Below are 15,603 nucleotides of genomic sequence, written 5' to 3'. Positions count from 1 at the left end.
CGGACCGTGCCCTAGCGGACCGTGGCCTCTGGCTCCGGCCGCTTCGGTGACGTCCGGCTCAGGAACAGTGCGAAGACCGCCGGCTGCGCCTGGAGCAGTTCGAGGCGGCCGCCGTCGGCCTCCGCGAGGTCCCGGGCGACGGCGAGGCCGATCCCCGTGGAGTTGCGGCCGCTGATGGTCCGCTCGAAGATCCGGTTCCCGAGGTCGGGCGGGACCCCGGGGCCCTCGTCCGTGACCTCCAGCACCGCCTGGTTGCCGACGACCCGGGTACGCAGCGCGACCGTTCCGCCACCGTGCATGAGGGCGTTCTCCACGAGGGTCGCCAGGACCTGCGCGACCGCGCCCGGGGTACCCACGGCCCGTACACCCTGCTTGCCGGAGCGCACGATGGCCCGGCCGGCGCTGCGGTAGGCCGGCCGCCACTCCTCCACCTGCTGTTTGACGACCTCGTCCAGGTCGAAGGGGACCGCGGAGCCCGTCCGCGGGTCCCGCGAGTTCGTGAGCAGCCGCTGCACCACGTCCGTGAGCCGCTCCACCTGGGTGAGGGCGATCGACGCCTCCTCCCGGACGGTCTCCAGGTCGTCGGTGACGGTGATCTCCTCCAGCCGCATCGACAGGGCCGTGAGCGGGGTGCGCAGCTGGTGCGAGGCGTCGGCGGCCAGGCGCCGCTCGGCGGTCAGCATCCGGCCGATCCGTTCGGCGCTGGAGTCCAGTACGTCCGCGACCCGGTCCAGCTCGGGCACTCCGTACCTCTTGTGCCGGGGTCTGGGGTCGCCCGAGCCGAGGCGTTCCGCGGTCTCGGCGAGGTCGGTGAGCGGGGAGGTGAGTCGGTTCGCCTGCCGTACGGCGAGCAGTACGGCCGCCACGACGGCCAGCAGCGCCACCGCGCCGACCACGGCCAGGGTCCGCCCGACCTCCTTGGTCACGGTGGAGCGGGAGGCCTCGACGACGACCGTCTCGCCCTGCTCGCCGCGGGCGCTGCCGCGTACGACCTTTTCGGGGATCCGGTCGCCGACCTCCACGGCCGGCCGGCCGGGGACCGTGATCCGGGCGTAGTGGCCGACGTCGAGCTGCTCGCCGAGCGCCTCGGCGTCGATCGGCGTCTTCTCCAGGGCGTTGGCCTCGACGATGCTCAGCAGGCGCAGGGCCTCGGAGTCGATCCGGTCCTGGGCGCTGTTGGTGATCGTCCGGGTCTCCACGATCACCAGGGAGACCCCGAAGACGGCGATCACGACGAGGACCACGGCGAGCGTGGAGTTGATCAGGCGGCGGCGCATGACTCAGTACGTACTAGCTCTTCTCGAAACGGAAGCCGACGCCCCGGACCGTGGCGATGTAGCGGGGGTTGGCCGCGTCGTCGCCGAGCTTCTTGCGCAGCCAGGAGATGTGCATGTCGAGGGTCTTGGTCGAAGACCACCAGGTGGTGTCCCAGACCTCGCGCATCAGCTGGTCGCGGGTGACGACCCGGCCGGCGTCGCGGACCAGGACCCGCAGCAGGTCGAATTCCTTGGCGGTGAGCTGGAGCTCCTCCTCCCCCATCCACGCGCGGTGCGATTCCACGTCGATCCGCACGCCGTGGGTGGCGGGGGGCTGGGAGGCGTCGTTGGCACCGCGCCGGAGCAGGGCCCGGACGCGGGCCAGCAGCTCGGCGAGCCGGAAGGGCTTGGTGACGTAGTCGTCGGCGCCGGCGTCGAGGCCGACCACCGTGTCCACCTCGTCGGCCCGGGCGGTGAGGACCAGGATCGGGAAGCCGTGGCCCTCGGCACGCAGCCGGCGGGCGACTTCCAGGCCGTCCATCCCGGGCAGGCCCAGGTCCAGGACGACGAGGTCGACGCCTCCCTGCAGTCCCGCGTCCAGGGCGGTGGGGCCGTCCTCCCGGACCTCGACCTCGTACCCCTCCCGGCGCAGGGCGCGGGCCAGGGGTTCCGAGATGGATGCGTCGTCCTCGGCGAGCAGTACACGCGTCATGTGGGTGATGGTAGTCCGCGGTGAGTGCATCGAGGGGCCTGCCGTCACACCCCTGCCGAACTGGCCTTATGAACTACTACCGACCTTCGAATGTGCCCGATCGGTTCCCGGCCGGCCTGTGATCCATATCTCAAGTCCTTTCATATGCCCCAGTGTCGTGTCGTATGGTGGCGAGACGCCTGATGCACTATCTCAGGGACCTTTGTGCCAAAAAATGCCAAAGGTCTCTATTTCTGTCCTGACCGGACAGGCAGTCTTGACGGACTTGCCGACGGACTCACCTGTCCGGGCTTGATGACAGTGAATGACCTATGGGCCGGGCCCGACGCGCGAAGGTGCGCGAGCGGGCGTGGATCCCGGTTACGGATGTTCCCTTCGCCCCCAACAGGGGCGAGACCCCTGGGCGTGGGGTGGGGGATCCGCTGCCGGTGCCGGCCACTCGTCCCGGGCGCTGTTCCGCTCACGAAGCGAAGCGTCCCGAGCAAGCAAGGATCGACCCATGGCTTCCAGCCTGACGAGGAACTCGGCGGACACCTCCACCGAGAAGACCTTCCTCGGCCACCCCAGCGGCCTCGCCTTCCTCTTCATGACGGAGATGTGGGAGCGCTACAGCTTCTACGGCATGCGCGCGCTGCTCGTCCTCTACCTGGCCACCAACGTGGCCGACGGTGGTCTGGGGATGAACGACGCGACCGCGGTCGCGATCTACTCCGTCTACAACGCCATGGTCTACCTGCTCGCCCTCCCGGGCGGCTGGCTCGGTGACCGTGTGTGGGGCGCCCGCAAGGCCGTGGCCGTCGCCGGTGTCGTGATCATGACCGGTCACTTCCTGCTGGCGGTGCCCTCGTCCATCTCGTTCTTCATCGGCCTGGCGCTGATCGCCGCCGGTTCGGGCGTGCTGAAGGCCAACATCTCCACGATGGTCGGCCAGCTGTACCGGGACAAGAACGACCCGCGCCGTGACGGCGGCTTCACGATCTTCTACATGGGCATCAACCTCGGTGCCTTCGTCGCGCCGCTGACCATCGGCTACGTCGGCCAGGAGGTCAACTGGCACCTCGGCTTCGCCATGGCCGGTGTCGGCATGGCCCTGGGTCTCGCCTTCTACTTCTTCGGCTTCCGCCACCTCAACCCGGTCTCGAACACCGTTCCGAGCCCGCTGAGCGCCGCCGAGAAGTCCTCCGTCGTCAAGAAGGGCCTGATCTGGCTCGGCGTCGCCGCCGCCGCCTACACCGTCATCGGTGTGGCCGGGATCTTCACGATCAACTACGCGCTGTGGCCGCTGACCATCGCCGGTCTGATCCTGCCCGCGTGGGCGATCATGCGGATCAAGCGCGACAAGGACCTCTCCACGGTCGAGCGGTCCCGCATGTCGGCGTACGTCTGGTTCTTCGCGGCCGCCGCGATCTTCTGGGCGATCTACGACCAGACCGGCTCCACGCTGTCCCTGTTCGCGAAGGACAGCACGGACAGCACGCTGTTCGGCTTCAACTTCCCGGAGAGCTGGTTCCAGTCGCTGAACCCGCTGTTCGTCATGGCCCTGGCCCCGCTCTTCGCGATGCTGTGGGTGGCCCTCGCCAAGCGCTCCAAGGAGCCGACCACCCTCGCGAAGTTCTCCTTCGCGCTGGTCATGATCGGTGCCTCCTTCGGCGTCATGATGGTCGCCCAGGGCCTGGCCGGCGGCGACACGAAGGTCAGCCCGATGTGGCTGGTCGGCGTGTACTTCATCCAGACCGTCGGTGAGCTCACCCTCTCCCCCGTCGGCCTGTCGCTGACCACCAAGCTGGCGCCGCAGAAGTACGGCTCCCAGATGATGGGCGTCTTCTTCCTCGCGGTCACCGCCGGTGACTCGGCCATCGCGCTGCTCCAGCTGATCGGCGCCCCGACGGACACCCAGGGCTGGTTCGCCTCCCAGGGCGTGCTCGCCATCCTCGCCGGTATCGCGATCTACATGTACCGCAAGAAGGTCCAGCCGCTCATGGGTGGCGTCCACTGACGCACTCCCCGTAGCGGGGAACGGCCCGGCACACCGGAAGGTGTGCCGGGCCGTTCGCGTTCTCCGGTACCGCTAGCGGGTGCCGCGCAGGCGGCGCCACGGGGTGAAGGTGAACACCGCGCCACCGAGGAGGATCACGGTGCCGGCGACCAGGGCGAGGGCCTTGATGCCGCCCTCGTCGTCGGAGCCGGTCTGGGCGAGGTCGCCGCCCGATCCGCCGGAGCCGCTGGAGGACGGGCCGGAGCCGGTGCTGCCGCCGGGCTGTTCGATGGTGTCCAGCTCCAGCGACACACCGCTGGACTTGGCCTGGCAATCGATGTTGATGCCGAGTGCATCAATCGTCAGGTTGCCGGGGCTGAGCGTCACCTTGCCGCTCTTGCCCGGCTTGTAGGTGCCGGTCATGTCGCTGAGGCTCACGGGCTCGTTCGCCGCGATGGGCTCCTTGTTGCCCGGTCCGACCACCCGGACCTTGCCGCTGTCGGAACCGCCGACAACGACCTCCATCGAGGGCTTGAGCGCTCCTGCGGGAAGTGCGGCGGGGCTGGTCATGACCCCCTTGGCGGTCTTGACGGTGAGGTCCCAGCTGCCGCCGTTCCGCTTGGCGTTGATCGTCACCTTGGACTGGACGCTCTCCGGCCCCGGGGCCTTGCACGCGAAGGTCACCGACACCTCTTTGCCGGAGACTTCGCTCGGGCCGCTGTTGCCGGCAGTGGGGCTGGGGGTCGCACCGCCGGAGGGGGTCGGCGTGGACGTCGGGGCGGACGTCGGGGTCGGCGTCGGCGTGGACGTCGGGGTCGGGGTCGGGGTCGGCGTGGGCGTCGGGGTCGGACCGCCGGAATCGGAGACCTTGATGGTCGCTCCGACCTTGCCCGCGCCCGTGGGCGTGCACTTCGTGTTGGCGTTGAACGTGCTGACGTTGACGTTGTACCAGTCGGGCGTCAGCGTGACCTCCCCCGCCTTGGTCAGCTTCAGCGTGCCCTTCATGGGGGACAGCTTCATCTCGGAGTTCTTGGGGATCTTCGGGTTCTTGCGGTCGCCCTCCATCTGGAGCTCACCGGTCTGCGCCCCGCCCAGCTTCATCACGCCGGTCGGCTGGACGGTGTCCTCGTCGATGTCGACGTACCCCGGATTGTCGGCCGCGGCCTTGACGGTCTCCCACACCACCTTCACCTCGTCCCCCACCTTGGCATTGGCGGGTGCGGTGATCTTGGCCGTGGTGGGGCCGACGATGTCCTTGCCGACCGGGGGAGCACACTTCACCTCGTAGGTGACTTCAGCGGCCTGGGCGGGCGTCGCCACCATGACAAGGCCCGCGCCGCCGAGCAGCAGCGCGGCTGCCGCCGCGCTCACCCTCCGTTGGGTCTTCACGCTTGTCCCTTCGTCGTCGAACGGTTCTCAGACGGTGCGGACGTCTGTGGTGCTGTCTCCGGCGTGCTGTCCGGGGTGAACCACGGCAGTACCGCCGCGGTGGTCTGGGGGGTTTCCGCAGACGGAGCGGCGGCCGCGCGTGCGGGGCCCCGCAGCGCCGCGATCCTGGGCAGGCGGGCCGTCACGGCCGAGGCGGACTCGGGCGGCGCGCCCCGGTGCCGGCCGCCCGCGGACGTCTCGCTCGGGCGGACCTTGTCGACGACGGCCATGCCGACGCGGAAGACGGCGGCCGGGATCACCAGCAGGAGCAGGCCCCAGAAGAGCAGCACCCCGTACGGGCGGTCCACGCCCCACGGCTGGGTGGCGACCACCGTCTCGCCGTACTTGAGGGAGACCGTGTAGTCCCCGTAGGCGCCGGCCGTCAGGGCCACGTCCAGGGCGATCTCCGCCTTGCCGCCCGGCGGGATGGTCCCCTTCCAGCGGGCCTCCTCCCACAGCGGCGCGAACACGCCGTGGGCAGTGCCGAGCTGGAAGACCGGGTCCTTGACGGCGACCGAGCCGAGGTTGCCGACGGTGACCTTGAACTTCCGCGTGGGCGGAGCGCCGAACCAGGTCAGCACCCCGTCCTCGCCCTCCAGCCGGACCCCCGTGAGCATCGCGAGGCGGGCCGTCCCGGACTCGGCGGGCAGCTCGGCCACCTCGTGGTCGGTGATCTTCAGGGGCACGGCCACGGTGGACTGGTCGCCGTTGACGGAGGTCACGTTGACGACGCACGGGCAGGGCTTGGGCGGGGCGACCACGGGCAGCCTGGCGGTGAAGTGACCGTCGTCGGCCACCGAGACGGCGGCGCCGTCGGCGTTGGCGCAGCTGTTGGTACCACCGATCATGTTCTGGCCGCAGACCAGCAGCATCACCAGCGACTTGGCCCGCCAGCCGGTGCCGGTCACCGTGAGCTCGGTGCCCTTGGCCGCCTCCTGGAGCGAGAGCGCCACACCCGGTTTGGGGTCCTCGGCGGCGGTGGCCGGGGCCGCCGGGAGCAGCGCGAGGGCGCACGTGGCCAGGGCCGCCGCGAGGAGCGTGCGGAGGGGGCGGAAGGGGCGGAGGGCGCGGATCGTGCCGCCGGCCTTGGCGCTCACCTGGCTGCTCCCGTCAGTTCGTGTTCCGGTTCGGGTACGGGTACGGGTACGGGCGTCACGTCGGACCGCTGGTCCCGCCGGGTGCGCCGCCGGCCGCGTACGAGGTACAGCGCGGCCGCCGTCGTCCCGCCGAGGGCGAGCAGGGCGCCGGCCGGCCGGCCCGCGAGCCGCCAGGGCACGAACCACGCCGAGGTGGCGGCGGTGGCGCGGGCGCCGCCGGGTGCGGTGACGGTGAGGGTGAGGCGGACCCGGTCGAAGACGGGCGCGCCGGGCCACGGCTCGGTCAGCCGGGCCCGCTGCCCCGGCAGCAGTTCCACCGGCAGGGTGCGGGCGCCGCGCCCCGCGACCTCGCCGAAGCGACCCTCGGCGCGGACCGACAGCTCGGGGGCGAGGGCCACGTTGCCCCGGTTGACCAGGGTGTACGCGATGACGGCGGCCGCGCCCTCACCGCGTACCGAGACGTCCTCGACGGTGAGCGCGGCCAGGGTGGGGCCGCCGACCCGCAGGTGGACCCGTACGCCGGCTTCGTGGCCGCCTTCGGTCGCGACCACGGCGGCGGGGTGGTCGCCGGGCGGGGACGCGGGCGGCACGGTGACGGTGAACGGCACCACCGCGCGGGTGCGGGGCGGGATCTTCACGGTGGCCGCGGCGCCGAAGCTGATCCAGGATCCGGCGCCGGTGGACTGTTGGGCCGGCCGCACCGCGAAGGCGCCGTCCGCGGTGTTGTAGGCGTCGGCCCCGCGCAGGGTGACGGTGCGTTCCCGGTCGGTGGTGTTGGTGAGGGCGAGCCGGTCCTCCAGCACCGTGCCGGCGGTGCCCGCCAGGTAGAAGTACGGGCGGGCACCCCCGGGCGCGGCGGCGGCCGTTCCGGCGGCGGGCTCGGCCGTCCAGCCGGGCTCGTCGGCCGCCGCGTGCTGCGCGGGGGCCGCGTACAGCGCGGCGGCCGTCAGGAGCAGGACGCCTGCGCGCTTGAGGGCGTGGAGCACGGGCATGGCCGGAGGCGCTCCGTTCAGGACCGGGCCCGCTGGCCGCGCCGGGTCAGCCAGAGCACGCCGACGGCGCCGCTCAGCAGCACGGTGCCGCCGAGGGTGCCCAGCGCGAGGGCGGAGTCGGTGGGTCCGGTCTGCGGGAGGGTCTCCCCGCCGCCGGACCCTCCGGGCTGCGTGCCCCCACCGCCGGCGGCGGCCGTGACGTCCAGTTCCAGGGAGGGCTTGGGGCTGTTGCCCGGGGTGCACGTGGTCGTGGTCCCCAGCGCCTTGATGGTCAGGACCCCGGCGGTGAAGTTGACCTTGCCGCTCTTCTTGGGCTTGTAGGTGCCCGAGAGGTCGGTGATCTTGATGGGCGTGTTGGCGGGGAGCGCCTCGGCGTTGGGCGCCCCGGAGACCGGCACGGAGGTCTTCTCCGCTCCGTCGACGAGGATGACGGCGCTGGGGCTCATCGCACCCTTGCCGAGTTCGACGGGGCTGGAGGAGACGCCCTTCTGGAAGGACATGGTGAGCTTGTAGCCGTCCCCTTCCTTCACGGCCTTGATGTCGATGGGCGATACGGCCGACTTGTCCCCGATCGGGGTCTTGCAGTCGTAGGCCACGTCGATGACGGCGGCCTGAGCCGCGGGGGCGGCCAGCAGGACCGCCGATCCGGCTGCCAGCGCGGAGGCCAGCGCGAGCGCGGTGGAGCGTTTCCGGTCGGACACCTTCGTCTTCCCCTCGAACCTTGGGCCACAAGTTACTGACGGCACATCAGATTGGTGGCTCAAGGTACGCCGGGGGTCTTACGGAGGGAAGACAAAGGGCGGGCCGGAATTGACCGCTCGTCAACAGCTCTCGTCAGTGCGCGCGGACACCCTTCTGCCACACGGCGGAAACGAGCGGGACACCGGGCCGGTAGGCCAGGTGGACGTGGCTCGGGGCGTCCAGCAGGGCCAGATCGGCCCGGGCGCCGGGGGTGAGGGTCCCGATGTCGCTGCGGCGCAGGGCGCGGGCGCCGCCGGCGGTGGCGGACCACAGGGCCTCGTCCGGGGTCATCCGCATGTCGCGCACGGCGAGCGCGACGCAGAACGGCATCGAACTCGTGTAGGAGGAGCCGGGGTTGCAGTCCGTGGACAGCGCCACGGTCGCACCCGCGTCGATGAGGCGCCGGGCGTCGGGCCACTGGGCGCGCGTCGAGAACTCGGCGCCCGGGAGGAGGGTGGCGACGGTGGTGTCCGCGGCCTGGACGAGGGCGTCCACGTCGGCATCGGTGAGGTGGGTGCAGTGGTCGGCGGAGGCGGCCTCCAGCTCCACGGCGAGCTGCACGCCGGGACCGTACGAGAGCTGGTTGGCGTGCACGCGCGGGATCAGCCCGGCGGCGGCGCCGGCGGTGAGGATCGCGCGGGCCTGGTCCCCGTCGAAGGCGCCCTTCTCGCAGAAGACGTCCACCCAGCGGGCGTACGGGGCGCAGGCCTCCAGCATCTCGCCGGTGACCAGGTCCACGTAGCCGGCCGGGTCGTCGGCGTAGTCCGGGGAGACGATGTGCGCACCGAGGTAGGTGACCTCCTCGGTGTGCGCGGCGGCGATCCGCAGGGCGCGGGCCTCGTCGGCGACGGTGAGGCCGTAGCCGGACTTGGTCTCGAAGGTGGTGGTGCCCTGGCGGCGGGCCTCGTCGAGGTGGCGCAGCAGGTTGGCTTCGAGCTCGGCGTCGGTGGCGGCGCGGGTGGCGGCGACGGTGGTGCGGATGCCTCCGGCGGCGTAGCTGCTTCCGGACATGCGCGCGTTGAACTCGGCGGTGCGGTCGCCCGCGAAGACGAGGTGCGAGTGGGAGTCGACGAAGCCGGGGATGACGGCGCGGCCGTTCGCGTTGAACGCGGTGTCGGCGGCGGGGGCCCGGTCGGCGGGGCCGACCCAGGCGATGCGGTCGCCTTCGATGACGAGGGCGGCGTTCTCGATCCTGCCGAGGGGGGTTCCGTCGCCCTGGGCGGGGTCGTTGGTGACGAGGCTGCCGATGTTGGTGATCGCGGTGGTCGTGGTCATGGGTTCCTCGTGGTGGTCGTGGTCTTGTCCCCCACCCCGCCCCTTCCCGAAACCGGGGCTCCGCCCCGGACCCCGTTCCGGGCGCTGCGCGCCCGGTGCGCTCAAACGCCGCGCGGGCTGGAATTGCCGCGCAGCGGCACATTCCAGCCCCGCCGGCGTTTGAGGCGCGGGGGTCCGGGGCTGCGCCCCCGGTTTCGGGAAGGGGCGGGGTGGGGGAAGCCCGCCGCAGGCGTCACGGCAGGGGCTGGCGGTCAGGTGCGGAGGGCTGCGATGGAGTCGGCCAAGGCGGAGGGGACGTCCGGGACCAGGGTGTGGTGGCCGTCTCGGACGATGTGCCGGCCGGCCACCACCGTGTGCCGGACATCGGCGGCCGTCGCCGCGAACACGGCGGTCTCCGCGCCGAGCCGGGGCAGCGGACCGGCCGTGCGTGCGGAGTCCAGCGCGATCGTGGTGAAGTCGGCCAACGCGCCCACCGTCAAGGTGCCCGCGTCCGACCAGCCCAGCGCCGCGTGCCCGTCCGCCGTGGCCGCCCGCAGCAGCGCCGCCGCCGTCCAGTGGCCGCGCGTACGGCTCGCCAGCCGCTCGTTGAGCTCCATCGCCCGAGCCTCTTCCAGCAGGTCGATCACCGCGTGGCTGTCGCTGCCGAGCGAGAGCGGGCTGCCGGCCCGCTGGAGGCGGACCGCCGGGCCGATGCCGTCCGCGAGGTCGCGTTCGGTGGTCGGGCACATGCAGGTGCCGGTGGTGGTGCCGCCGAGGAGGGCGATGTCCTCGTCCGTGAGGTGCGTGTTGTGGACGCCCGTGGTCCGCGGTCCCAGCACGCCGTGGTCGGCGAGCAGCTGCGTCGGGGTACGGCCGTGGGCGGCCAGGCAGGCCTCGTTCTCCGCGGTCTGCTCGGACAGGTGCACGTGGAGCGGCGCCCGCCGCTCCTGCGCCCACGCGGCCACCGTGGCCAGTTGCCCCGCCGGCACGGCGCGTACCGAGTGGATCGCGGCGCCGATCAGCGCGTGGTCCCGGGGCTTCAGCCCGCCGACCCGCTCCGCCCACGCCTCGGCGGTGCCGTCGGAGAAGCGCAGCTGGTGCTGGTTCGGGGCCTCTCCGAAGCCGGCCGACAGGTACGCCGTGTCCAGGAGGGTGATGCGGATGCCCGCCTCCGCGGCGGCCGCGATCAGAGCCTCACCCATCGCGTTGGGGTCCGCGTACGCGGCGCCGCCGGGCGCGTGGTGGACGTAGTGGAACTCGCCCACCGCGGTGATGCCGGCCAGCGCCATCTCCGCGTACACGGCCCGCGCGAGCGCGAAGTACGAGTCGGGGGTGAGGTTCTGGGCGACGGAGTACATGACCTCGCGCCAGGTCCAGAAGGTGCCGGAGCCCACCTGGACCGTGCCGCGCAGGGCCCGGTGGAAGGCGTGGGAGTGCGCGTTGGCCAGCCCGGGGAGGGTCAGGCCGCGCAGGACCTCCGCGCCCGGGGGCGGGGCCAGGGCCCCGGTCCGGACGGCGGCGATCCGCCCGTCGGCGGATACGTCGAGGGCCACGCCCGGCTCGACGTGCGTGTCGAGCCAGGCGTGCTCCAGCCAGTACGTCGTCGTCACCGGCACGCGAGTCCTTCCAGTACGTCGGCGAGGGCGAGGACGCCGGCCACGCAGTCGTCCTCGGCGGCGAACTCCCGCGGGGAGTGGGAGACGCCGGTCGGGTTCCGTACGAACAGCATCGCGGTCGGGACGGCCGCGGAGAGGATCCCCGCGTCGTGTCCCGCGCCGGTGCCGAGTACGGGGACGGAGCCGCCCAGGATCCGGTTCATCTCGTCGCGCAGGGCGTGCTCGAACTCGACGACCGGGGTGAAGGACTCCCGGACGATGTCGAGGTCGATGCCGTCGCGGTCGGCGTGCTCGCGGGCGGTCTTCTCGATGGCGGTGACCACGGTGTCGAGGGTGGCCTGGTCGGCCGCCCGCGAGTCGAGCCAGCCGCGCACCAGGGACGGGATGGCGTTGACCCCGTTGGGCTCGACGGCGATCTTCCCGAAGGTCGCGACGGCCCCGGCGAGGGCCGCCTCGGTGCGGGCGGCCAGCACGGTCGCCGCGTACGTCAGCATCGGGTCGCGCCGGTCCACGAGCCGGGTGGTTCCGGCGTGGTTGGCCTCGCCGCGGAAGTCGAACCGCCAGCGGCCGTGCGGCCAGATCGCGGAGGCGATGCCGACCCGGTCGCCGGAGAGGTCGAGGGCGCGGCCCTGTTCCACGTGCAGCTCGACGAACGCGCCGATCCGGCCCAGCCGTTCGGGGTCGGCCCCGATGGCGTCGGGGTCGTACCCGGCGGCCTCCATGGCCTGGGGCAGGCTGATGCCGTCCGCGTCGCGGAGCTCGTACGCCTTCTCCTTGGTCAGCTGCCCGGCGGCGAGCCGGGAGCCGACACAGGCGAGGCCGAAGCGGGCGCCTTCCTCGTCACCGAAGTTGGTGATGGCCAGCGGCCTGGCGAACTCCGCGCCCCTCCTGCGGAGTTCGTCCAGGGCCGCGAAGGAGGACACCACGCCGAGGGGGCCGTCGAAGGCCCCGCCGTCGGGGACGGAGTCCAGGTGCGAGCCGGTGACCACAGCGTCCCCCGCGCGGGGGTCGCCGAGCCAGGCCCACTGGTTGCCGTTGCGGTCGGTCTCGTACGTCAGCCCGCGCGCCTCGGCCTGCGCCTGGAACCAGGTCCGGCAGTCGGCGTCGGCGCCGGTCCACGCGTGGCGGCGGTACCCGCCGGTTTCCGCGTGGCGGCCGATGGGGGCGAGCTCGTTCCACATGGTGTGGAACGAGGCCGCCCCTGCGGGGTTGTCGCTCACGCGTCGTCGCCCTCGCGCATCGGCACGCGGACGCCGCGCTCGTCGGCCACCGTCTCGGCGATGTCGTAGCCGGCGTCGACGTGGCGGATGACGCCCATGCCCGGGTCGTTGGTGAGGACCCGGCGGATCTTCTCGCCGGCCAGCGCGGTGCCGTCGGCGACCGTGACCTGGCCCGCGTGGATGGAGCGGCCCATGCCGACGCCGCCGCCGTGGTGGATGGAGACCCAGGAGGCGCCGGAGGCCACGTTGACCATGGCGTTGAGCAGCGGCCAGTCGGCGATCGCGTCGGAGCCGTCGAGCATGGCCTCGGTCTCGCGGTACGGGGAGGCCACCGAGCCGCAGTCGAGGTGGTCGCGGCCGATGGCCAGCGGGGCGGCCAGCGTGCCGTCGGCCACCATCTCGTTGAAGCGCTCGCCGGCCTTGTCGCGCTCGCCGTAGCCGAGCCAGCAGATGCGGGCGGGCAGGCCCTGGAAGTGGACGCGCTCGCCGGCCATCTTGATCCAGCGGTGCAGGGACTCGTTCTCCGGGAAGAGCTCCAGCATCGCCTTGTCGGTCTTGTGGATGTCCGATGCCTCGCCGGACAGCGCCGCCCAGCGGAAGGGGCCCTTGCCCTCGCAGAACAGCGGCCGGATGTAGGCCGGGACGAAGCCGGGGAAGGCGAAGGCGCGGTCGTAGCCGGCCAGCTGGGCCTCGCCGCGGATGGAGTTGCCGTAGTCGAAGACCTCGGCGCCGGCGTCCATGAAGCCGACCATGGCCTCGACGTGCTTGGCCATGGACTCGCGGGCCCGCGTGGTGAAGCCGGCCGGGTCCTTGGCCGCGTAGGAGGCCATGTCGTCGAAGTCGACGCCCACCGGGAGGTAGGAGAGCGGGTCGTGCGCCGACGTCTGGTCCGTCACGATGTCGATCGGGGCGCCCTCGGCGAGCATCTGCGGGAGCAGCTCGGCGGCGTTGCCGAGCAGGCCGATGGAGAGCGGCTTGCGGGCATCACGGGCCTCGACGGCCAGCTGCAGCGCGTGGCGCAGGTCGTCGGCCTTGACGTCCAGGTAGCGGTGCTCGATGCGGCGCTCGATGGCGCGCGGGTCGACGTCGATGCAGATCGCGACGCCGTCGTTCATCGTCACGGCCAGCGGCTGGGCGCCGCCCATGCCGCCGAGACCGGCGGTGAGGGTGATGGTGCCGGCCAGGGTGCCGCCGAACTTCTTGGCGGCGACGGCCGCGAAGGTCTCGTAGGTGCCCTGGAGGATGCCCTGGGTGCCGATGTAGATCCACGAACCGGCCGTCATCTGGCCGTACATGGTCAGGCCGAGGTGCTCCAGGCGGCGGAACTCCTCCCAGTTGGCCCAGTCGCCGACCAGGTTGGAGTTGGCGAGCAGGACGCGCGGCGCCCACTCGTGGGTCTGCATCACGCCGACCGGGCGGCCGGACTGGACGAGCATCGTCTCGTCCTGCTTCAGGGTCTGCAGGGTGCGGACCATCGCGTCGTACGAGCGCCAGTCGCGGGCGGCCTTGCCGGTGCCGCCGTAGACGACGAGCTTGTCGGGGTGCTCGGCGACCTCGGGGTCGAGGTTGTTCTGGAGCATCCGCAGCGCGGCTTCCTGCTGCCATCCCAGGGCGCTGAGCTCGGTGCCTCGCGCGGCACGTACGGGGCGGGGTCCTGACATGGCGTTGCCTCCTCCGATGTTGGTAAATCCATTCACATACTCCCGTCCTGAATAGATTCAGTCAACAGCTGCGGGCCGTCCCTTCGGATGATGGGATGACGGACATGGACAGGGACGTGGTCGTACGAGCCGCCGTCGAACAGGGCCTCCTGGACTCCGAGCCGGTGGCCTGCCTACTGGACATCGCCGGGATCAGAGCCTCCGCCGCCGCCCTGACCAGCGCCTTCGCCGCCGCACTGCCACCCGGAACCCCCGTCCTGCACGCCTTCGCCGTCAAAGCCGCCCCCCTGGTGCCCGTACTGAGGCTGCTCGCCGACGCCGGGCTCGGCTGCGAGGTCGCCAGCCCCGGCGAACTGGCACTGGCCCGGGCGGCCGGGCTCCCCGCCGGGCGGATCGTGCTGGACTCCCCCGCCAAGACCACGGGCGAGCTGCGCGAGGCCCTGGCGCTGGGCATCGCCGTCAACGCCGACAACCGGCAGGAGCTGCAGCGCCTCGACGCCCTGATCGGAAGGGAACCCACCAGGTCCCCGATCGGCATGCGGATCAACCCGCAGACCGGCGCGGGCACCATCGACGCACTGTCCACCGCCACGGCGACCTCGAAGTTCGGCATCGCCCTGCGCGATCCGGGCGCGCGCGAGTGGCTCGTACGGGCCTACGTGGAACGGCCGTGGCTGACCCGGCTGCACACCCACTCGGGCTCACAGGGGGTCCCGCTGCCCCTGATCGCCGAAGGGGTGCGCGAACTGCACGCACTGGCCGAAGAGATCAACGCGGCGGCCGGGCGCCGCCAGGTCGACACCCTCGACATCGGCGGGGGCCTGCCGGTGAACTTCGCCTCGGACGAGACCACCCCGACCTACGACGAGTACGTGTCCGTCCTGCGCGGGGCGGCCCCGGGCCTCTTCGACGGCTCGTACGGGCTCGTCACGGAGTTCGGGCGGTCCCTGCTGGCCAAGAACGGCCTGGTCCTGGCGCGGGTCGAGTACACCAAGACCAGCGGGGGCCGCGCCATCGCCCTCACCCACGCGGGGGTCCAGCTGGCGACCCGCACCGCCTACGCCCCCGCCTCCTGGCCGGTGCGGATCCTGCCGTACGACGCGAAGGGCGCGCCGAAGAGCGGGGACGCGGTGGCGCAGGACGTCGCCGGCCCGGCGTGCTTCGCCGGTGACCTCCTGGCGACGGCCCGGGAGCTCCCCCCACTCGCCGCGGGCGACGTCATCGCGGTCCCGGACACGGGGGCGTACTTCTTCACCGCGCACTACGGCTACAACAGCCTGCCGCGCCCGGCCGTGCACGGCTTCGCCGTGACCCCGGCGGGGGTCCGCTTCTCCCTGGCCCGGCCGGCGCAGACCCCCGCGGAGCTCATCGCGGAGGCCGGCGGCGCCCACGGCGACGCCCTGCTCTGACCCGCCCCCGCGCCGCCGGGGCCGGGCGCGCGGCGGGGCACCCCCGCGCCGGCGGGGTCGGGCGTGCTGCGGGGCACTCCCGCGCCGGCGGGGTCGGGCGTGCTGCGGGGCACCCCCGCAGCCCCGCACTCCCGCGCCGTTGGGGTCGGGCGTGCGGTGGGGCGCCCCCGCAGGGCGTCGAACACAACCACGCCGTACATGTCCGCCGCCTCCGCACGTTCGACGCCCGAGGAGGTGCCCCG

General features: G+C 72.4%; 12 protein-coding genes. 2 read left to right on the top strand and 10 right to left on the bottom strand.

Features of this window, described 5'->3' with window-relative positions:
- Positions 1-11: 11 nt before the first annotated feature.
- Together ACIQ5Y_RS35580 and ACIQ5Y_RS35575 are read right to left on the bottom strand one after the other, a co-directional pair.
- Positions 12-1,277, bottom strand: a complete 1,266-nt coding sequence (locus tag ACIQ5Y_RS35580; RefSeq protein ID WP_403890244.1) for an ATP-binding protein — start codon at positions 1,275-1,277, stop codon at positions 12-14.
- Positions 1,278-1,290: 13 nt separating this feature from the next.
- Positions 1,291-1,968: a response regulator transcription factor gene (locus tag ACIQ5Y_RS35575; protein ID WP_403890241.1), complete on the bottom strand. Its 678-nt coding sequence runs from the start codon at positions 1,966-1,968 to the stop codon at positions 1,291-1,293.
- 499 nt (positions 1,969-2,467) lie between these two features.
- Here ACIQ5Y_RS35575 and ACIQ5Y_RS35570 point away from each other — a divergent pair, with 499 nt between their 5' ends.
- On the top strand, positions 2,468-3,964 hold the full coding sequence (locus ACIQ5Y_RS35570) for a peptide MFS transporter (protein WP_403890238.1): 1,497 nt from the start codon (positions 2,468-2,470) through the stop codon (positions 3,962-3,964).
- Positions 3,965-4,036: 72 nt separating this feature from the next.
- Here ACIQ5Y_RS35570 and ACIQ5Y_RS35565 read toward each other — a convergent pair whose 3' ends face one another.
- From ACIQ5Y_RS35565 to hutU, 8 genes are all read right to left on the bottom strand, one after another.
- Positions 4,037-5,332: a hypothetical protein gene (locus tag ACIQ5Y_RS35565; RefSeq protein WP_403890235.1), complete on the bottom strand. Its 1,296-nt coding sequence runs from the start codon at positions 5,330-5,332 to the stop codon at positions 4,037-4,039.
- On the bottom strand, positions 5,329-6,393 hold the full coding sequence (locus tag ACIQ5Y_RS35560) for a hypothetical protein (protein WP_403890364.1): 1,065 nt from the start codon (positions 6,391-6,393) through the stop codon (positions 5,329-5,331). The genes ACIQ5Y_RS35565 and ACIQ5Y_RS35560 overlap by 4 nt, the downstream gene beginning before the upstream one ends.
- Positions 6,394-6,464: 71 nt before the next feature.
- Positions 6,465-7,460: a hypothetical protein gene (locus ACIQ5Y_RS35555; RefSeq protein WP_403890232.1), complete on the bottom strand. Its 996-nt coding sequence runs from the start codon at positions 7,458-7,460 to the stop codon at positions 6,465-6,467.
- Positions 7,461-7,477: 17 nt separating this feature from the next.
- Positions 7,478-8,161, bottom strand: a complete 684-nt coding sequence (locus ACIQ5Y_RS35550) for an LPXTG cell wall anchor domain-containing protein (RefSeq protein ID WP_403890230.1) — start codon at positions 8,159-8,161, stop codon at positions 7,478-7,480.
- Between the two features lie 133 nt (positions 8,162-8,294).
- Complete coding sequence (hutI, locus tag ACIQ5Y_RS35545) at positions 8,295-9,476, bottom strand: imidazolonepropionase (protein ID WP_403890227.1); 1,182 nt, start codon at positions 9,474-9,476, stop codon at positions 8,295-8,297.
- Between the two features lie 251 nt (positions 9,477-9,727).
- Entirely contained in the window at positions 9,728-11,065 is a 1,338-nt protein-coding gene (locus ACIQ5Y_RS35540) for a formimidoylglutamate deiminase (RefSeq protein ID WP_403890224.1), read from the bottom strand.
- Positions 11,062-12,252, bottom strand: a complete 1,191-nt coding sequence (locus ACIQ5Y_RS35535; RefSeq protein WP_403890361.1) for an allantoate amidohydrolase — start codon at positions 12,250-12,252, stop codon at positions 11,062-11,064. The genes ACIQ5Y_RS35540 and ACIQ5Y_RS35535 overlap by 4 nt, the downstream gene beginning before the upstream one ends.
- Positions 12,253-12,287: 35 nt before the next feature.
- Positions 12,288-13,952, bottom strand: coding sequence for a urocanate hydratase (gene hutU, locus ACIQ5Y_RS35530; protein WP_403890221.1), 1,665 nt, complete (start codon positions 13,950-13,952; stop codon positions 12,288-12,290).
- Between the two features lie 95 nt (positions 13,953-14,047).
- Here hutU and ACIQ5Y_RS35525 point away from each other — a divergent pair, with 95 nt between their 5' ends.
- The gene (locus ACIQ5Y_RS35525) at positions 14,048-15,361 is read left to right on the top strand and encodes a diaminopimelate decarboxylase (protein WP_403890218.1); all 1,314 of its coding nucleotides are present in this window, start codon (positions 14,048-14,050) and stop codon (positions 15,359-15,361) included.
- The last annotated feature ends 242 nt before the right edge of the window (positions 15,362-15,603 follow it).

The sequence above is a fragment of the Streptomyces sp. NPDC096339 genome (genome assembly GCF_044762985.1).
Lineage (GTDB): Bacteria > Actinomycetota > Actinomycetes > Streptomycetales > Streptomycetaceae > Streptomyces.
The sequence above is the reverse complement of the archived record's forward strand: the minus strand, read 5'-3'. Positions and strand labels throughout refer to the sequence as shown.